The 18,512-nt window shown below is 40.8% G+C and carries 15 protein-coding genes and 1 tRNA gene; 5 read left to right on the top strand and 11 right to left on the bottom strand.

Annotated features, from left to right (window positions below):
- Nucleotides 1-112 precede the first annotated feature (112 nt).
- The 6 genes from ACLV7W_RS02450 to ACLV7W_RS02425 all read right to left on the bottom strand — a co-directional run bounded on the left by ACLV7W_RS02450 (nt 113) and on the right by ACLV7W_RS02425 (nt 6,736).
- Nucleotides 113-994, bottom strand: a complete 882-nt coding sequence (locus ACLV7W_RS02450; protein ID WP_001018997.1) for a class II fructose-bisphosphate aldolase — start codon at nt 992-994, stop codon at nt 113-115.
- Nucleotides 995-1,134: 140 nt separating this feature from the next.
- Entirely contained in the window at nt 1,135-2,463 is a 1,329-nt protein-coding gene (gene vncS / locus ACLV7W_RS02445; protein WP_115904825.1) for a sensor histidine kinase VncS, read from the bottom strand.
- On the bottom strand, nt 2,460-3,116 hold the full coding sequence (vncR, locus tag ACLV7W_RS02440; RefSeq protein WP_115904824.1) for a response regulator transcription factor VncR: 657 nt from the start codon (nt 3,114-3,116) through the stop codon (nt 2,460-2,462). Before vncR ends, vncS begins: the two co-directional genes overlap by 4 nt.
- A gap of 141 nt (nt 3,117-3,257) precedes the next feature.
- Nucleotides 3,258-4,637: an ABC transporter permease subunit Vex3 gene (gene vex3 / locus ACLV7W_RS02435; RefSeq protein ID WP_049551697.1), complete on the bottom strand. Its 1,380-nt coding sequence runs from the start codon at nt 4,635-4,637 to the stop codon at nt 3,258-3,260.
- A gap of 161 nt (nt 4,638-4,798) precedes the next feature.
- On the bottom strand, nt 4,799-5,446 hold the full coding sequence (gene vex2 / locus ACLV7W_RS02430; protein ID WP_000173748.1) for an ABC transporter ATP-binding subunit Vex2: 648 nt from the start codon (nt 5,444-5,446) through the stop codon (nt 4,799-4,801).
- Between the two features lie 12 nt (nt 5,447-5,458).
- Complete coding sequence (locus tag ACLV7W_RS02425; RefSeq protein WP_411865379.1) at nt 5,459-6,736, bottom strand: ABC transporter permease; 1,278 nt, start codon at nt 6,734-6,736, stop codon at nt 5,459-5,461.
- Nucleotides 6,737-6,942: 206 nt separating this feature from the next.
- Here ACLV7W_RS02425 and ACLV7W_RS02420 point away from each other — a divergent pair, with 206 nt between their 5' ends.
- Nucleotides 6,943-8,199: an ISL3 family transposase gene (locus tag ACLV7W_RS02420; protein ID WP_411865378.1), complete on the top strand. Its 1,257-nt coding sequence runs from the start codon at nt 6,943-6,945 to the stop codon at nt 8,197-8,199.
- Nucleotides 8,200-8,296: 97 nt separating this feature from the next.
- Here ACLV7W_RS02420 and ACLV7W_RS02415 read toward each other — a convergent pair.
- The 4 genes from ACLV7W_RS02415 to ACLV7W_RS02400 form a co-directional block, all read right to left on the bottom strand.
- Nucleotides 8,297-8,382, bottom strand: a tRNA-Leu gene (locus ACLV7W_RS02415).
- An 80-nt stretch (nt 8,383-8,462) separates the two neighbouring features.
- Nucleotides 8,463-9,038, bottom strand: a complete 576-nt coding sequence (locus ACLV7W_RS02410; protein WP_033684894.1) for a cysteine hydrolase family protein — start codon at nt 9,036-9,038, stop codon at nt 8,463-8,465.
- On the bottom strand, nt 9,038-9,826 hold the full coding sequence (gene codY, locus ACLV7W_RS02405) for a GTP-sensing pleiotropic transcriptional regulator CodY (protein ID WP_000940721.1): 789 nt from the start codon (nt 9,824-9,826) through the stop codon (nt 9,038-9,040). The genes ACLV7W_RS02410 and codY overlap by 1 nt, the downstream gene beginning before the upstream one ends.
- A 256-nt stretch (nt 9,827-10,082) precedes the next feature.
- On the bottom strand, nt 10,083-11,660 hold the full coding sequence (locus ACLV7W_RS02400) for a DEAD/DEAH box helicase (RefSeq protein WP_084924024.1): 1,578 nt from the start codon (nt 11,658-11,660) through the stop codon (nt 10,083-10,085).
- A 329-nt stretch (nt 11,661-11,989) separates the two neighbouring features.
- On the opposite strand from ACLV7W_RS02400, the gene ACLV7W_RS02395 reads away from it, so the two are divergent.
- The 4 genes from ACLV7W_RS02395 to ACLV7W_RS02380 all read left to right on the top strand — a co-directional run bounded on the left by ACLV7W_RS02395 (nt 11,990) and on the right by ACLV7W_RS02380 (nt 16,854).
- A complete protein-coding gene (locus ACLV7W_RS02395) occupies nt 11,990-13,306 on the top strand; it encodes an FAD-containing oxidoreductase (protein WP_411865377.1) in 1,317 nt (438 codons plus the stop codon).
- Nucleotides 13,307-13,519: 213 nt separating this feature from the next.
- Nucleotides 13,520-14,863 carry a lipid II isoglutaminyl synthase subunit MurT gene (gene murT, locus ACLV7W_RS02390; protein ID WP_411865376.1) on the top strand — a complete coding sequence of 448 codons (1,344 nt, stop codon included), beginning with the start codon at nt 13,520-13,522 and terminating at the stop codon, nt 14,861-14,863.
- A complete protein-coding gene (gatD, locus tag ACLV7W_RS02385; protein WP_261096474.1) occupies nt 14,863-15,645 on the top strand; it encodes a lipid II isoglutaminyl synthase subunit GatD in 783 nt (260 codons plus the stop codon). The genes murT and gatD overlap by 1 nt, the downstream gene beginning before the upstream one ends.
- Before the next feature lie 126 nt (nt 15,646-15,771).
- Nucleotides 15,772-16,854: a M24 family metallopeptidase gene (locus tag ACLV7W_RS02380; protein WP_261096472.1), complete on the top strand. Its 1,083-nt coding sequence runs from the start codon at nt 15,772-15,774 to the stop codon at nt 16,852-16,854.
- 221 nt (nt 16,855-17,075) lie between these two features.
- Here the strand turns inward: ACLV7W_RS02380 and ACLV7W_RS02375 are convergent.
- Nucleotides 17,076-18,427, bottom strand: a protein-coding gene (locus ACLV7W_RS02375) for an IS3 family transposase (RefSeq protein WP_411865375.1) whose coding sequence is annotated in 2 segments (ribosomal slippage) — nt 17,076-17,986 and nt 17,986-18,427 — 1,353 coding nt in all. Because the reading frame shifts where the segments join, the coding sequence is not laid out codon by codon here.
- Nucleotides 18,428-18,512: the final 85 nt, after the last annotated feature.

Raw genomic sequence — 18,512 nt, 5'->3', positions numbered from 1 at the left:
TTATTGTACAAAAAATAGAACCTTTTAGCAACTTAATATTGGTTCTTCTACAATATATTCACACCAAAAAACCCACCCAATGGGCAGGTTTCATCTGTATTATTCAGCTAGATTATGCTTTACCTTCTGAACCGAATACGTCGATACGTTCTTCAACTGATGCTTGGATAGCTTTTACACCGTCAGCCAAGAATTTACGTGGGTCGAAGAGTTTCTTCTTGTCGTATTCTGCTTCGTTTGCTTCGTAGTCACGAGCAAATTTACGAGTTGCGTTAGCGAATGCGATTTGGCATTCAGTGTTAACGTTAACTTTCGCAACACCAAGTTTGATAGCTGCTTGGATTTGCTCATCAGGAATACCTGATCCACCGTGCAATACGATTGGGAATCCTGGAAGAGCTTCTGTCAATTTTTGCAAGTGGTCAAGGTCAAGACCTTCCCAGTTTGCTGGGTAAGGACCGTGGATGTTACCGATACCAGCTGCCAAGAAGTCGATACCAGTTTCAACCATTGCTTTAGCGTCTTCGATTGGAGCCAATTCACCTTTACCGATGATTCCGTCTTCTTCACCACCGATAGTACCAACTTCAGCTTCTACTGAGATACCTTTAGCGTGTGCTTTTTCAACAACGTCTTTAGCCAATTTAAGGTTTTCTTCAACTGGAAGGTGTGAACCATCAAACATGATTGAAGTGTAACCAACTTCGATACACTCAAGTGCATCTTCGTAGTGACCGTGGTCAAGGTGGATAGCTACTGGTACAGTGATACCCATTGATTCAACAAGGTTAGCGATCAAGTTGCGAGCAACTTTGTAACCACCCATGTATTTAGCAGCACCCATTGAAGTTTGGATTAAAACTGGAGCTTTTTTAGCTTCTGCTGCGCGCAAGATAGCTTGAGTCCACTCAAGGTTGTTTGTGTTAAATCCACCAACTGCATAACCGTTGTCACGAGCTGCTTGGACAAATTTTTCTGCTGAAACGATTGCCATTTTATCAGGCCTCCTGTATATTTTTATGGGTCATCCCATTTACATTGTTCATTTTATCACTTTTTGACAAAAAAATCTAGTTTTTCCCGCAGTTTCGATTGAATTTCTTCTAGCTTCATCTATGTAAACCCTTTCTATCCCTAGTCTTGGGCGACTTTTGGAAAAGCTATGAAGAAGGTTAAATGATTATCCTCCATCTCGAAACGATAAGGTAATTTTTCATGTTCCAATAGACTCTTAACCACAAAGAGCCCCATCCCAGACCCCTTGGCCTTGCGACTAGCATTGTCAGAAAAAGACTGGGCTAGTTTTTCTTGTTCTTCTGGACTGCAGCTATTTTCTATAAAAAGTTCCCCTTCTCTCTCTCCAATACGAACCAAGCCACCTGGAACAGAGTGCTTGATAGCATTGCTGATGAGGTTAGACAGAATCAACTTCATGACAGATGGGTTTAGATAAGCCTGCTGATGAGTCAAACTATTGTCTATCTGAATCTCTCTATCCTTGGCTAGCAAGGCATAATCCTTGACTAGAGTTTGCGTCATCTGGTATAGGTCAATTTGTTCCCTATCATCTCGCAATTCCTGCACAGAAGAGAGGGAAAGTATCTGCAGAACATGGTGATTGAGCTCATCCACAATCCCCAAGGCTACTCCCAGATAGCGGTCTCTATCCTTATAACGACCGACATTTTCTTTCATGTTTTCGATCAGGATTTTCAAACTAGCCAGCGGTGTTTTCAATTCATGAGAAGCCCCGCGTAGGAATTCGACCTTCATCTTTTCCAGCTGGAGAATAGCTTCATTTTTGTCATGCAAGTCCGCAATAACAGTCAAAAGATGCTGATAGAGGCTATTGATTTGTTCCTTGAGATCACCAATCTCATCCTTGGAATCCACGCGCAATCGCACTTGGGCATCCAAATCCATCATCCGTCGGGTCACCCGCTTGATTTCCAATATCGGGGCAACGATAGTCCGAGCATAGATATAGGCTACCAAAAGGGAAATCAGAAAGGATGCCAGCAGAGTATAGGGTAGAAATTGCAGACTGATCTGCTCTGCTTCCTTTTGCAAGTCCATGGAAGCTAGAAATTGCAGGGTCATAGTACCACCGTCCTGCGTTGTCACCTCGCGCTCCTCGATAAAAAGAGAGGTTGTCTGACGTTCCGTATCCAGAGGAAGACTGTCGTTGACTTCTAACTTGTCCTCGGTCATCTCTCCCTTGACAGCCCCCTTGATCTCACTAGTCTGGGAATACAAGTCTAAGACTTGCTCGATACTCTGCCTATCCTTACCTTCTAGGGACTGGGCAATAGCTGTCGCTTTCTGGCCAATGGTTTCCTGCCGATGACTCAGATAAGTCGAGGGAAAGAGAAAATAAATGGCTAAATGAAGGCAAATAACTAGAACACTAAAAATCGAGAAGGTGTAGATAAATATCTTTGTAAATAAACGTGTTCGTTTCATTTTCGCTCCAATTTATAACCAACATTGCGCACAGTGAGGATGCAGTCCAAGTCTAACTTTTTCCGCAGTTCCTTGATATAAACATCAATGACACGGTCAAAGGGAACCTCATCTGTCGCCTTCCAGACGGCATCAATAATCTGAGATCGGGTCAAGGCCCTTCCTTCATTTTTAACCAAATAATCAAGAATTTCCAACTCTTTAGCATTGATAGCCACTTCTTGACCTGCTAGGCTGGCGCTGTAGCTTTCAAAGTCCACCTTGGTATCCTTATAGGAGAAGATTCGTCCTGTATCGTAGTAGCGCTTGAAAATCGCGTCTACCCTCACTTTTAAGAGGGATAGAGAAAAAGGCTTTTCCAGGTAGCCATCTGCCAGAGAAGCAAAAGCACTCATCTTGTATTCCTCATCCTGAAAGGCGGTCAACATCAGGACAGGAACCTGACTGGTTTTACGAATCTCCGCTAGGACTTCTAAGCCATTGAGCTTTGGCATCTGGATGTCTAGTAAAACCAAGGCTACTTCATAGCTGGAAAATTTTTCTATGGCTTCTTGCCCATCTGCCGCCTCAATGGTTTCATAACCACAATCCGTCAAATAATCACTGACCCCCTCACGGATCATCTCTTCATCTTCTACAATTAAAATTTTCATAGAAAAACGTTTCACATTCCTTTAAATTTCTTGTAAAGCAACTTGCTTTCATCCTGATAAACAGAGGATTTACCAAGACAAAACAGATAAAAATGCTACCTATATTATACCCCATTTAGGAGAGAATAGGTAGCAAGTTTGTTATTCGCTATCCAGCAGAAGTTCTTTTGGTTGTTTTCTAAGGAGATTGCTTGAAGCAAGCGCCATAACGAGAACCACTAGAACCAAGGCTAGGACAAAGACGATGATAAAGTCTGATGTCTGAATGGAAATATCTAGGCTCGACAAGGTCTTGCTAAAGCCATCTACTTCTGCACCACCACCAAGGTTAGAGGCCTGTGCAGCCTTGCTAGCTTGCTTGGCAACACCTGAAGTCACATTGGCAAGAACAGTATTTCCGATTGCACGGGCTGTGTAGCTAGCTAGGAAGTAAGCAGAAACAAGAGCAGGGATGGCAATCAAGATAGATTCCGTTATGAATTGCCCCAAGATACTTGCCTGCTTGAGACCGATAGAGAGGAGGATTCCCACTTCCTTGCGACGGGCATTGATCCAAAGACTAAGCAAGAGGGCAAGGAGAAGGACTGAGAAACTCAAGCTACCCCAGAAGAGGAGGTTAGCCATCTTGTACATGCCAGAGATGGATTGTTCTAGAGCTGGATAGTTAGAGGAGCTCTTAACGAGTGTGTAGCTCTTCCAGTTGATACCACTGATGCCATTCAACTCTTTCATGACATCATCCAAGTTCTTATCTGCTGTTACAAAGAAGGTTGCGTCCCCATAAATAGCTGTGTCTTCTGTGTATCCATAAAGTTTAGCAGCCGTATGGATGTCTGTGATAGCTGTGTTTTCATAGAGTTCTTGCGAGTAGGTTACTGCTGACTTATTGTGACCATCAAAGAGTCCCTTAATTGTCACTTCAACTGTTTCCTTGGCTCCTTTTTCATTGTCTGCATCATAGACATTAGAGTCCAATTTGACCTTATCTCCAACTTTCCAGCCGTGTTTGGCTGCCAAGTCCTTGTGCAGGAGGATCTTGTCTTTGTCGTCGTTGGTTAAGTGCTCACCTTCGACTAATTTATAAGATCCGGAGACAAACTTGTCTTCTTTAGAGGAGTCATTGACACCTGTAATCATTAAGCTACTTCCAAAATGTTTGGCACGGTCAGGAGTCAGATTTTTCTTGGTTTCTGGCGTTTCGATGAGTTCATAGCCAGTCAAATCTCCGATAGCGTTGATGCGTTTCACATAAGACTCAATGGCCTTGTTTTCGGTGATTTTTTTGATATCTTCACCTTTAATATTCCCAGCACCACGTGGCGTTCCTTGATTAACGCGACGATTGATTTGCATGGAGAAGCTATTGGTGATATTTTTAAAGGTCTCCTGAGAAGCCTTGGCAGTAGCTCCCTTGATTGACAAGCCAACCAAACTCAAGCTCGCCATGAGGAGAATAATCAGGAAGATGACAATCGATTTGAAAAACTTCCTTGTAACATAGGCAAATGCGTTGTGTAACATAGGTTCCCTTTCTAGATTTTGTTTTATTTTATAGTTCTAATACTCAATGAAAATCAAAAAGCAAACTAGGAAGCGAGCCGTAAGCTGTACTTGAGTACGGTAAGGCGACGCTGACGTGGTTTGAATTTGATTTTCGAAGAGTATAACTGAAAAAGCTCATATTATTTCGTAGTATTGCGAGTTTCAGTTAGTTTCTTGTTCTTCAACTCAAGTGTAATATCTGACGCTTGTGCTACTTCTTTGCTGTGAGTTACGACGATGACACATTTACCTGTTTTCTCAGCAAGTGATTTGAGCAGTTCGACAATATCTCCAGCAGTTTTAGGGTCCAGATTTCCCGTTGGCTCATCCGCTAGAATAACTGGAGCTTCTGAGACCAAACTACGAGCAATGGCAACACGTTGCTGTTGACCCCCTGATAACTGGAGAACATTCCGCTTGATCTGACTTTCATCCAAACCAAGCTCAAGCAGTGTATCCTTGCTTGCCTTTTTGTTGACCAAGCGGATATTTTCCAGTGGAGAAAGATAATCTATCAAGTTATAATTTTGAAATACCAGGGAAATATGGTGCATGCGATGGTAAGAATAGCCCTTCTTACGAATGTCCTCTCCTTGGAAAAGGATAGAACCTTCAACAGGACTATCTAGACCAGCAAGTAGGGACAAGAGAGTGGATTTTCCCGCTCCTGACTCACCAATAATACTGTAAAATTTCCCGGGTTCAAAATTATAATTGATCTGATATAGGACTGCTTCAGCAGTGTTCTTATAACGGTAGGTAACATCTTGTAATTGTAATAAAGTCATGATTTCTCCTTCTTAACTAATAGATGATAAAATTTCTTTAGGCGATTTTCTAAATAAGAATAGGAAACAAAAGGCTACAGATAAGCAACTAATCAATAACAGAAAGACATAGGATTCTGCAAAAGATAAGATGCTGGTTGATAAACTGCTTGCTTTGGCTAGTGTATCTTGTAAGCTTGCCTGATCTCCACTTGCTAATAGAGTTTGGAGTAGGTAAGATGTAACGGAGTTTCCTGCAACAAATGCTGGAAGCAAAGCACCAAGAGATACCAAAACTACCTCTAAACAGAACTGTAGGAAGATCGAGCTCTTGCCTTTTCCAAGTGCCAGTAAAATTCCCACTTCGTAGACCCTTTCTCTCAACCAGAGAGACAAGACCAAAATTAAGGCCCCTGCTCCAGCTATCAACATCCCATAAAGGAAGATGGTCAGAAAGGTTTGGAAGGTTTCAACTGAGTCTTTGATTTGTTCAAAGGCCTTGTTTTCCTTTTCGACTTGATAGCCTTGATTTTCCAAGGCCAAGTTTTCTACCTGCTTCATGAGTCCGTCCATTTCCTTAGGATTTTCTACATAAAAGCGCGCTGCACTGACTAGAGATTCACCATTTCCCAAAAGGCTTTGGCTACTTTCATAGTCTGTAAAGACTTGATTTTCACTGAAGTCAGAAGACAAACCTGTAAATTTCTCTTGTTTTTTACCAGAGAAGATTCCGACGATTTCAAACTCGACAGTTTGTCCTTTCCCAGATTCTGACTGTCCAGCATCCAAGCGAATCTTGTCATGAAGCGAAAGACCGTTCTTCTTAGTCAACTCTTCGTGGATCAGGATTTTCTTGGAATCCCCTTTTTGAAGGTGTCGGCCTTCTTTTAGATTGAAAGCCGAACTAGTAAAGGTAACATCCTTGGATGAATCCTCAAGAGCCGTTAAGCTAACCAAGTTCTTGTCCGCAGCTGACAAATCATCACGCTCCACGCTCTGCTCGCCACTCACCGCTTCCTTGTCTTTTAGTTTTGCAATCGTCTCCAGTTCAGGAGAGACATTTTCCAGTCCCTTAATCTTGCTTACAGATGCTAGGTCTGACAACTTGAATGTCTGACCATTTTCTATCTTCTTAATAGAAAAAGATGTGTTGAGCGATTTGTAAAGATTGGTTTCAACTATTTTGTTGGACTTCATCAGCGTCAAACAGGCTGAAATTCCGGCCAATAGGACCAATAAAATCAGAAATAAAATAAAACTTCTCAGTCGTTTTCTGCTGACATAGGCCCAAGCTCTTTGGATTGGATTCATTTGTCACCTCCATATTTGTAAGACTATTATAAAACCCAAATATGAAATATTTATGAAATACAAAAAAAGAGCAAAAATTTTTGGCTCTATAATATTTGTAGTGGGTAAATCCCCTATAGATATTATGGAGCCTATTTTGTTGTAGAAAAAAAGTTCCATAATATCTATAATGAAAAGCAACAAAACAACTCATTAGAAAGATTCATATGGAACAATTACATTTTATCACAAAATTACTAGACATTAAAGACCCTAATATTCAAATTATAGATATCATCAATAGGGATACACTCAGGGAAATCATTGCTAAATTGGACTACGATGCCCCATCTTGTCCTGATTGTGGAAGTCAAATGAAGAAATATGACTTTCAAAAGACTTCTAAAATTCCTTACCTCGAAACAACTGGTATGCCTACTAGAATTCTCCTTAAAAAACGCCGTTTTAAGTGCTATCAGTGCTCTAAAATGACGGTCACTGAGACTCCTCTAGTAAAGAAAAATCATCAAATCCCTCGTATCATTAATCAAAAAATTGCTCAAAAGCTGATTGAAAAGACTTCTTTGACCGATATTGCTCATCAGCTGTCCATTTCAACTTCAACTGTTATTCGCAAGCTCAATGACTTTCACTTTAAACATGATTTTTCTCGCCTTCCACAGATTATGTCCTGGGATGAGTACTCCTTTACAAAGGGAAAGATGAGTTTCATTGCGCAAGATTTTGAAAAACTCAATATCACCACTGTTCTTGAAGGTAGAACACAAGCTATTATCCGAAATCACTTTCTTAAATATGATAGGGCAGTCCGATGTCGAGTGAAAATCATTACTATGGATATGTTTAGTCCCTACTATGACTTGGCTAGAAAACTTTTTCCGTGTGCTAAAATCGTTCTAGATCGTTTCCATATTGTACAACATCTAAGCTGTGCTATGAGTCGTGTGCGTGTCCAAATCATGAATCAGTTTGAACGAAAATCTCATGAATACAAGGCTATCAAACGCTACTGGAAACTCATCCAACAGGATAGTCGTAAACTTAGCGATAAACGTTTTTATCGTCCTACTTTTCGTATGCACTTGACCAATAAAGAGATTTTAGACAAGCTTTTGGGCTATTCAGAGGACTTGAAACACCACTACCATCTCTATCAACTCTTGCTGTTTCACTTTCAGGACAAGAAGCCTGACAAATTTTTCGGACTCATTGAAGACAATCTGCAGCAGGTTCATCCTCTTTTTCAGACTGTCTTTAAAACATTCCTCAAAGATAAAGAGAAGATTGTCAATGCCCTTCAACTACCCTATTCAAACGCCAAATTAGAAGCGACCAATAATCTCATCAAACTTATCAAGCGCAATGCCTTTGGATTTCGAAACTTTGAAAACTTCAAAAAAAGGATTTTTATTGCTCTGAACATCAAAAAAGAAAGGGCAAATTTTGTCCTTTCTCGAGCTTAGCTTTTCTTCAACCCACTACAGTTGACAAAGAGCCAAATTTTTTTGCTCTACTTTAATTATATGAAAAAAGAGCTAGCCTAAGCTAACTCTTATCCTATGCGGAGAGAGGGACTTGAACCCTCACGACCTAAAGCGGTCACAGGATCCTTAGTCCTGCGCGTCTGCCAATTCCGCCATCCCCGCGTCGATTACTTTACTAGTATATCAACTTTTGGGATCCTTGTCAACACTTTTTTTCAATTTTTTTCATTTCATCAACCAAATTACTCTGAAATTTCATTTAGATTTTCATCTACCAACTTAGCTCCAAGTGTATTTTTGAAATGACCTAGGGCAAATTGGTGATTTTCAGGCCAGATGGAAGCAACAGCTGGTTTAACAATCTCGATATCATATCCTAGATTATAGGCATCAATAGCTGTATGCAGGACACAGATATCCGTCAAGACCCCGGTTAAAATAACTGTAGAAATTTGACGCTCTCTCAAACGGATATCCAGGTCAGTCCCTGAAAAAGCTGAGTAATGGCGTTTATCCATCCAAAAGACACGACTGTCTGAACCATGCTCTTGATAAAACTCCCCCAAATCTCCGTATAAATTCCGTCCACTAGTCCCAATCAAATTGTGAGGAGGAAATAGCTTGCTTTCTGGATGGAAACAATCGTTTTCTTCATGAGCATCAATAGTAAAGAAGATGTAGTCTCCTCGTTCAAAAGCTAGTCGAGTTACCTTGCTGATGGCATCCGAAATCGCCTGAGCTGGAGCGCCTGCTGTCAATTTTCCACTATCAGCAACAAAATCTTCTGTATAATCAATCGAAATCAAAGCCTTAGTCATTAGTAATCTCTTTTCTTCACTTCTTCAAAAATATCTGAAATCAAGACCTTAAGATAGGTTCCCTTCATTCCAAGTGAGCGACTTTCAATAATCCCTGCAGACTCAAGTTTACGAAGGGCATTGACAATCACAGAACGGGTGATTCCGATGCGGTCTGCAATTACAGACGCAGTCAACTGCCCTTCATTTCCATTTAATTCCCCTAAAATTGCTGAAACAGCACGGAGTTCGGAATAAGAAAGGGTATTAACCGCCATGGTAACAGCAGTACGGCGACGGATATTTTTCTCATCCTCTTCACGTTGGAAATTAAGGAGTTGAATTCCAACAACGGTACTCGCAATTTCAACAAGAATCAAGTCCTCGTCTTCGAATTTTTTATCATTGCGCCAAATAATCAAAGAACCAAGTCGAATCCCTGATACATGAATCGGTGCAATAGTCGTCAAACCATCTGGAAAGTCGGCACGACTTTCCACAGGAAAAATGCTTAAATCATGATCAACTGTCAGATTGGCTTCTGTATCGTAAATCATGTTCGCACCTTGAATGTAGTCATCTGGGAAAATCTTAGTTTGGAAGAATTGCTCTACACGATCTGTATTGGTTTTGTAACGCATAAAATAGCCAAGGAGACGTCCCTTGCTATTAACGATACAGGCGTTACAGTCGATAATATCTGCCAATTGACGGGTAATCGCATTGTAGGGAAGCTCTTCCTGCAACTGCTCGTCTGAGCGCTTCAGGATAGAAGTAATTTTTCTAGTTTTTTCTAATAAATGTGCCATTTTTCACCTCGAATTTAATCGCTATCATTATAACATAAACAGCTTGAATTTTCAATTATTATCTGAAAATTGCTTATTTAATTGCAATTTGAAAAAACAAGAATATTTTTAATTAAAGTGCCTCTTTTCTATTGACAAGACCTCTATTTTTGTGTATTATAATATTACAAGAAGATAATATATCTATTTTATTTATCTTTCTTTTTCCATTCGGTCTCCTTATATAAAAAAGCGATTCATTTTGAACCGCTTTTTCTTATTTATCGCCCTTGTTACGAATAACAAAACCTGTTTTCTTTTCGCTTGAAGTATTGCGTGGTTTTTTATTGTCTTTATTACGGTAACGTCTGTCTTTATCAAAACGATCATTGCCACGACTTCCTTTTTTGAAATCATCACGACGACCATTGCCACGGCGATCACGGTCTCGACGGTCGTCCCCACGACGGCCTCCACGACCTCCCTTAGCTTTACCACCGAATCCATTACCTGATGGTTTAAATGGCAGTGGTTTTTCACGTGCAATCTCCACTTCAGGAAGACTATCTGGGTCTTGAACAGTCAGACTCAAGATATACATTGCCAATTCTTCTGGAGTAAATTCGGTAGCCAGCTTACGAGCATCCTTACCAAATTTCTCAAAGTTGGCACGGATAGTCTCATCTGCAAAATCACGTTCGATTTTCTTGAGAGCTACGTGTTTTTTAGCTTGGAAGGCTTCTTCTGCACTTGCAGGTTTGAGACCTTTCATGCGTTTCTTAGTCAAGTTTTCAATGATTTGGAGGTAGCCCATTTCATTTGGTGAAACGAAAGTAATAGACTGACCTGACTTACCAGCACGACCTGTACGACCGATACGGTGAACATAACTTTCAGGATCTTGTGGAATATCATAGTTATAGACATGGGTCACACCTGAAATATCTAAACCACGCGCTGCAACGTCCGTCGCAACTAGAACATCCAGATTACCGTTTTTAAAATCACGAAGGACACGAAGACGTTTGTTTTGGTCCAAATCACCATGAATTCCTTCTGCACGGAAGCCACGGATTTTCAAACCACGAGTCAATTCATCTACACGACGTTTTGTACGACCAAATACGATAGCAAGTTCTGGTTGTTCCACATCCATGAGACGAGTCATGGTATCAAATTTTTCTTGCTCTTTAACTCGGATATAGTATTGGTCAACCAATTCTGTTGTCAATTCCTTAGCCGCAATCTTCACATGCTCAGGTTCTTTCATAAACTGAACACCGATACGTTTGATGGCATCTGGCATAGTTGCTGAGAAAAGTAAGGTTTGACGGTTTTCAGGGACACGAGAAATGATAGCTTCGATATCTTCAAGGAAGCCCATGTTGAGCATTTCATCCGCTTCGTCAAGAATAAGAGTTTCAATATCTTGTAATTTCAAGGCCTTGCGTTTAATCAAGTCCAAAAGGCGACCAGGTGTTCCCACCACGATATGGGCACCAGATTTAAGAGCCTTAATTTGTTTTTCAATGCTTGATCCACCATATACTGAGCGAACCTTGACTCCCTTACTGCGACCAAAGCGGAAGAGTTCTTCTTGACTTTGGACAGCGAGTTCACGAGTTGGAGCGATGACCAAGGCTTGAATGGTCGCTTCTTCTGTACGAATTTTTTCAAGAGTAGGCAAGCCAAAGGCTGCAGTTTTTCCTGTACCAGTCTGAGCTTGACCGATAACGTCCTTACCTTCAAGGGCCAAAGGAATAGTTTGTTCTTGGATCGGACTGGCTTCTACAAAACCAGCTTTTTCAATCTCTGCTAGCAAATCAGCAGACAAGTTTAATTCATTAAATTTCACGTTATTCTTCTTTCTAAAGGTGGTGCGAAGCCACCCTATAGGGCTTAGTTTATACTTTTCTTTTTATGACGTATTTTCATATACTGGATACAAAATCGTGTTGCTTCTTTTCCACAAAAGAAAAGTACTGTTTTCTTTGCAACCTATCTAGTATAACACAAGAACAGAGCAAAAGATAGCCCAATCCATCGATAAACTCATGTAAACGATTTTTCAGAGAAAATAAGGATGAAATTTCCACTATTTCATAAACTTTTTTAAAGCGTAGCAGAATTGTGCAAAAGTTTTTTTCTTGTGCTAGAATGAAATTCGAATAGGAGGAACTCTAAATGTTAACTTATGATTTAATCGTTATCGGATTTGGTAAAGCTGGTAAAACACTAGCTGGTAAATTGGCTTCAGCTGGTAAAAAAGTTGCCCTCATTGAACGTAGCAAAGCTATGTACGGTGGAACTTGTATCAACATTGGTTGTATCCCAACTAAAACTTTGCTAGTTGCTGCTGAGAAAGACTTGTCTTTTGAAGAAGTGATTGCTACCAAAAACACTATCACTAGTCGCCTCAACGGTAAAAACTATGCAACTGTTGCTGGTACAGGCGTGGATATCTTTGATGCGGAAGCTCACTTCCTTTCAAATAAAGTCATCGAAATCCAAGCTGGTGATGAAAAGAAAGAACTGACTGCTGAAACAATCGTCATCAACACTGGTGCTGTTTCAAACGTCTTGCCAATCCCTGGACTTGCTACAAGCAAAAATGTCTTTGACTCAACAGGTATCCAAAATTTGGACAAATTGCCTGAAAAACTTGGTGTCCTTGGTGGCGGAAACATCGGTCTTGAATTTGCCGGCCTTTACAATAAACTAGGAAGCAAGGTTACAGTCCTAGATGCCTTGGATACTTTCCTTCCTCGTGCAGAACCTTCCATCGCAGCTCTTGCTAAACAATACATGGAAGAAGACGGTATTGAATTGCTTCAAAATATCCGTACTACTGAAATTAAAAACGATGGTGACCAAGTCCTTGTCGTAACTGAAAATGAAACTTACCGTTTCGATGCCCTTCTCTACGCAACTGGACGCAAACCAAATGTAGAACCACTTCAACTTGAAAATACAGATATTGAACTAACTGAACGTGGTGCTATTAAAGTAGACAAACATTGTCAAACAAACGTTCCTGGTGTCTTTGCAGTTGGAGATGTCAACGGTGGCCTTCAATTTACTTACATTTCACTTGATGACTTCCGTGTTGTTTACAGCTACCTTGCTGGAGATGGCAGCTACACACTTGAAGACCGTCTCAATGTACCAAACACAATGTTTATCACACCTGCACTTTCACAAGTTGGTTTGACTGAAAGCCAAGCAGCTGATTTGAAACTTCCATACGCCGTTAAGGAAATTCCTGTTGCAGCAATGCCTCGTGGTCACGTAAATGGAGACCTTCGTGGAACTTTCAAAGCTGTGGTTAATACTGAAACAAAAGAAATTCTTGGAGCAAGCATCTTCTCAGAAGGATCTCAAGAAATCATCAACATCATCACTGTTGCTATGGACAACAAGATTCCTTACACTTACTTCACAAAACAAATCTTCACTCACCCAACCTTGGCTGAGAACTTGAATGACTTGTTTGCGATTTAAGTTGAGATTTAATCGTATCGAACAGCCCTCTTTGGGCTGTTTTTACTTCTGCGAAATCTCATACTCTTCGAAAATCAAATTCAAACCACGTCAGCTTTATCTGCAACCTCAAAGCGGTGCTTTGAGCAACCTGCGGCTAGCTTCCTAGTTTGCTCTTTGATTTTCATTGAGTATCAAATCTGTCTTTTCCCTCTTTTATGATATAATAGAAACATGAAATTAAAAACTACTTTGGGCCTCCTAGCTGGGCGTTCTTCCCACTTCGTTTTAAGCCGTCTTGGTCGTGGAAGTACGCTCCCAGGAAAAGTCGCCCTTCAATTTGATAAAGATATTTTACAAAACCTAGCTAAGAACTACGAGATTGTCGTGGTCACTGGAACCAATGGAAAAACCTTGACAACTGCCCTCACTGTCGGCATTTTAAAAGAGGTTTATGGTCAGGTTCTGACCAACCCAAGCGGTGCTAACATGATTACAGGGATTGCGACAACCTTCCTAACAGCCAAGTCTTCTAAAACTGGGAAAAATATTGCCGTCCTAGAAATCGACGAGGCCAGTCTATCTCGTATCTGTGACTATATCCAGCCAAGCTTATTTGTTATTACTAATATTTTCCGTGACCAGATGGACCGCTATGGTGAGATTTACACAACTTACAAGATGATTTTGGATGCTATTCGTAAAGTGCCTACTGCCACTGTTCTTCTTAATGGAGACAGTCCACTTTTCTACAAGCCAGCTATTCCAAATGCTGTACAGTATTTTGGTTTTGACTTGGAGAAAGGTCCAGCTCAGCTGGCTCATTATAATACCGAAGGAATCCTCTGTCCTGAATGCCAAGGAATCCTCAAATATGAGCATAATACTTATGCAAACTTGGGTGCCTATATCTGTGAAGGCTGTGGATGTAAACGTCCTGATTTAAACTATCGCTTGACAGACTTGGTTGAGTTAACCAACAATCGCTCTCGCTTTGTCATTGACGGACAAGAATACGGTATCCAAATCGGTGGTCTCTACAATATCTACAACGCCCTAGCTGCGGTTGCCATCGCCCGTTTCCTCGGCGCAGATTCCCAACTAATCAAGCAGGGATTTGATAAGAGTCGTGCTGTCTTTGGACGCCAAGAAACCTTCCATATCGGTGACAAGGAATGCACCCTTGTTTTGATTAAAAATCCAGTAGGTGCAACTCAAGCTATCGAAATGATTAAACTAGCTCCTTATCCATTTAGCCTATCTGTCCTCCTCAATGCCAACTATGCAGACGGTATTGATACCAGCTGGATTTGGGATGCTGATTTTGAACAAATCACTGAGATGGACATCCCTGAAATCAACGCTGGCGGTGTTCGCCATTCTGAAATCGCACGTCGTCTCCGAGTGACAGGCTATCCAGCTGAGAAAATCACTGAAACAAGTAGTCTGGAACAAGTTCTTAAGACCATTGAGAACCAAGACTGCAAACATGCCTATATTCTGGCTACCTATACTGCTATGCTTGAATTCCGCGAACTGCTGGCTAGTCGTCAGATTGTTAGAAAGGAGATGAACTAATGGTTTATACTTCACTTTCCTCAAAAGCTGGCAATTACCCCTATCAGCTCAACATTGCCCACCTCTACGGAAATCTCATGAATACCTATGGGGACAATGGAAACATCCTCATGCTCAAGTATGTGGCTGAAAAACTGGGAGCCCATGTGACCGTTGACATCGTTTCTCTTCATGATGATTTTGATGAAAATCACTACGACATTACCTTTTTTGGTGGCGGTCAAGACTTTGAACAAAGTATTATTGCGGACGACCTACCTGCTAAAAAAGAGAGCATTGACAACTATATCCAAAACGACGGTGTGGTTCTCGCTATCTGCGGTGGTTTCCAACTGTTGGGTCAATATTATGTGGAAGCTTCAGGTAAACGTATCGAAGGGCTCGGTGTCATGGGCCACTACACCCTCAACCAGACCAATAACCGTTTTATCGGGGACATCAAGATTCATAATGAAGATTTCAATGAAACCTACTATGGATTTGAGAATCACCAGGGTCGTACCTTCCTCTCGGATGACCAAAAACCGCTGGGACAGGTTGTCTATGGAAATGGAAATAACGAAGAAAAAATCGGTGAAGGCGTTCATTATAAGAATGTCTTTGGTTCCTACTTCCACGGGCCTATCCTCTCTCGCAATGCCAATCTAGCTTATCGCCTAGTCACTACTGCCCTCAAGAAGAAATATGGTCAGGATATCCAACTCCCTGCCTATGAGGACATTCTCAGCCAAGAAATCGCTGAGGAATACAGCGACGTCAAAAGCAAGGCTGACTTTTCTTAAACAAAGTAAAACTATATCAAAGAACTCCGTTATCTTGTCGGAGTTTTTTTGTCTTTTCTTTTACCCTTCTCCCTTGCATTTTCTCTCTTTTTTTGCCAAAATAGAGGGGTAGAAAGAAGGTAGCATATGTCTAAATTACAACAAATCGTAACATATCTTGAATCAGAAAAACTAGACGTCGCTGTCGTATCTGACCCCGTCACAATCAATTACCTCACTGGCTTTTACAGTGATCCCCATGAACGCCAAATGTTCCTTTTTATCCTAGCGGATCAAGAACCCCTCCTCTTTGTCCCAGCCCTTGAAGTCGAGCGTGCTACTAGCACTGTTTCCTTCCCAGTTGTGGGCTATGTTGATTCTGAAAATCCATGGCAAAAAATGAAACATGCTCTTCCACAGCTTGATTTCAAACGTGTCGCTGTTGAGTTTGACAATCTCATCTTGACCAAATATCATGGCTTGAAAATAGTCTTTGAAACTGCTGAGTTTGAAAACCTCACTCCTCGTATCCAACGCATGCGCCTCATCAAATCAGCTGACGAAGTGCAAAAAATGATGGTTGCAGGTCTCTATGCGGACAAGGCTGTAAAAGTTGGCTTTGACAATATTTCTCTTGATAAGACAGAGACAGATATCATCGCCCAAATCGACTTTGCCATGAAACGTGAAGGCTATGAAATGAGCTTTGATACCATGGTCTTGACTGGTGATAATGCTGCAAATCCACACGGTATTCCAGCAGCTAACAAGGTTGAAAATGATGCTCTTCTCCTCTTTGACCTTGGTGTTCTAGTCAACGGCTATGCGTCAGATATGACTCGTACAGTCGCTGTCGGCAAACCTGACCAATTCAAGAAAGACATTTATAACTTGACTCTTGAAGCCCAACAAGCTGCTCTTGACTTTATCAAACCAGGTGTGACTGCCCATGAAGTGGACCGTGCTGCCCGTGAGGTCATTGAAAAAGCTGGTTACGGCGAGTACTTCAACCACCGTCTTGGTCACGGTATCGGTATGGATGTCCATGAATTCCCATCTATCATGGAAGGAAACGACATGATTATCGAAGAAGGCATGTGCTTCTCTGTTGAACCAGGTATCTATATCCCTGGTAAAGTCGGTGTCCGTATTGAAGACTGCGGTGTTGTTACCAAGGATGGCTTTGACCTCTTTACAAGCACCAGCAAAGACTTGCTTTATTTTGATTAATATTCATCTATACTCAATGAAAATCAAAAAGCAAACTAGAAAACTAGCCGCAGGTTGCTCAAAACACTGTTTTGAGGTTGTGGATAGAACTGACGAAGTCAGTAACCATACCCACGGCAAGGCAACGTTGACGCGGTTTGAAGACATTTTCGAAGAGTATAAAATCTTCCCACAATAAAACGCATAGTATTGTACTGACCCCAAAAAGTTAGACAATTAATTTATCCGAAGGATTTAGTTCTGTATTGTACAGGGCTAAGTCCTTTTAGTTTTACCTTAATTCGTTTGTTGTTGTAGTAATCGATATAGTCTATAATAGCTTGTTCCAATTGATTAAGTGATTTAAAGTTTTTCTCATGGCCATAAAACATTTCGGATTTTAAAATGCCAAAGAAAGATTCCATCATACCGTTGTCTGGGCTGTTGCCCTTTCGTGACATGGATGCTTGAATTCCCTTACTCTCTAGGAACCGATGATAAGAATCGTGTTGGTATTGCCAACCTTGGTCACTATGGAGAATCGTATTCTCGTAGTGTTTCTCTGTGAAGGCCTGTTCCAACATCTTTTTTACTTGTTCTAAATTAGGAGAACAAGAAAGATTAAAAGCAATAATTTCGCTGTTAAATCCATCTAAAACAGGCGATAAATACAATTTCTGCGTGCTATTTGGAATGGCAAACTCTGTCACATCCGTATAACACTTTTCCATTGGTCTCGATGCTTCAAACTGGCGTTGAATGATATTCTCTGCTTTCTTGCCAATCTCTCCTTGGTAGGAAGAATACTTTCGTTTACGGCGAATTCGAGCACTTAAACCAAGGATTTTCATCAGACGTTGGACCTTCTTATGGTTTACTATATGACCACGATTCCTCAATTCAAGAGTTATTCGGCGATAGCCATAATTTCCTTTGTGCTCAGTAAAAATAGCTTGAATTTCAGCTTTAAGATCTTTATCTTTGTCAAGCCCATCTAGTTCCTTCAACTGATAATAGTAAGTTGAGCTAGGTAAACGAGTCACTTCAAGAAGTAAATCTAGTCGAAATCCTCCTGAAGCCATTTCTCTAATTGTCTCTGCCTTTCTCGCTGTATGGCTTCGTCCCTGTCTTCCAGCTCTTTTAACTTTTTTAAGTAAGCCACCTCAGTACGTAAGCGTTCATTCTCCTCTTGGAGTCGCTCTAGTTCTGTCATTTCATCCCAAGTTTTCTTCCGTTTACGTCCCATTTTAGTTGGTCTCCCTCTTGTTTTCTCAACAATAGTATACCCGTTTTTCTTGTATTGTGCTAGCCAATTAAGAAGTATCGTACGACTTGGGAGGCCGTATTCAAGAGAAACTCTATCTTTAGTCCAGCCTTCATGTATGACTTTATGAATCATTTCTTGTTTTAAATCAGGAGAATAGTAACGATTTTTTCCTTTTTTGACGAACTCTATTCCGTAACGATCAATCAATTTAATCATGTACCTAATATTAGAATTATTTATCCCAAATTTATTTGAAAGCTTCTCTAAGCTATATCCTTGTTTTCTAAGTTCATAGATCTGAACTTTATCATCATAAGTTAATTTCATAATAAAAACACCCCAAAAGTTAGATTTTTTCTGTCTAACTTTTGGGGTGCAGTTCAGTATCTAGGTTTTTCAACACCTGATACTA

Source organism: Streptococcus mitis (genome assembly GCF_965111735.1).
GTDB lineage: Bacteria > Bacillota > Bacilli > Lactobacillales > Streptococcaceae > Streptococcus > Streptococcus mitis_DR.
Note: the sequence above shows the minus strand (reverse complement) of the source record. Positions and strands in the feature narration are given on the sequence as shown.

Bases quoted from the DNA above. Each gene is read 5' to 3' on its own strand.
- ACLV7W_RS02450 (WP_001018997.1), bottom strand. From the start codon at position 994: ATGGCAATCGTTTCAGCAGAAAAATTTGTCCAAGCAGCTCGTGACAAC.
- vncS (WP_115904825.1), bottom strand. From the start codon at position 2,463: ATGAAACGAACACGTTTATTTACAAAGATATTTATCTACACCTTCTCG.
- vncR (WP_115904824.1), bottom strand. From the start codon at position 3,116: ATGAAAATTTTAATTGTAGAAGATGAAGAGATGATCCGTGAGGGGGTC.
- vex3 (WP_049551697.1), bottom strand. From the start codon at position 4,637: ATGTTACACAACGCATTTGCCTATGTTACAAGGAAGTTTTTCAAATCG.
- vex2 (WP_000173748.1), bottom strand. From the start codon at position 5,446: ATGACTTTATTACAATTACAAGATGTTACCTACCGTTATAAGAACACT.
- ACLV7W_RS02425 (WP_411865379.1), bottom strand. From the start codon at position 6,736: ATGAATCCAATCCAAAGAGCTTGGGCCTATGTCAGCAGAAAACGACTG.
- ACLV7W_RS02420 (WP_411865378.1), top strand. From the start codon at position 6,943: ATGGAACAATTACATTTTATCACAAAATTACTAGACATTAAAGACCCT.
- ACLV7W_RS02410 (WP_033684894.1), bottom strand. From the start codon at position 9,038: ATGACTAAGGCTTTGATTTCGATTGATTATACAGAAGATTTTGTTGCT.
- codY (WP_000940721.1), bottom strand. From the start codon at position 9,826: ATGGCACATTTATTAGAAAAAACTAGAAAAATTACTTCTATCCTGAAG.
- ACLV7W_RS02395 (WP_411865377.1), top strand. From the start codon at position 11,990: ATGTTAACTTATGATTTAATCGTTATCGGATTTGGTAAAGCTGGTAAA.
- murT (WP_411865376.1), top strand. From the start codon at position 13,520: ATGAAATTAAAAACTACTTTGGGCCTCCTAGCTGGGCGTTCTTCCCAC.
- gatD (WP_261096474.1), top strand. From the start codon at position 14,863: ATGGTTTATACTTCACTTTCCTCAAAAGCTGGCAATTACCCCTATCAG.
- ACLV7W_RS02380 (WP_261096472.1), top strand. From the start codon at position 15,772: ATGTCTAAATTACAACAAATCGTAACATATCTTGAATCAGAAAAACTA.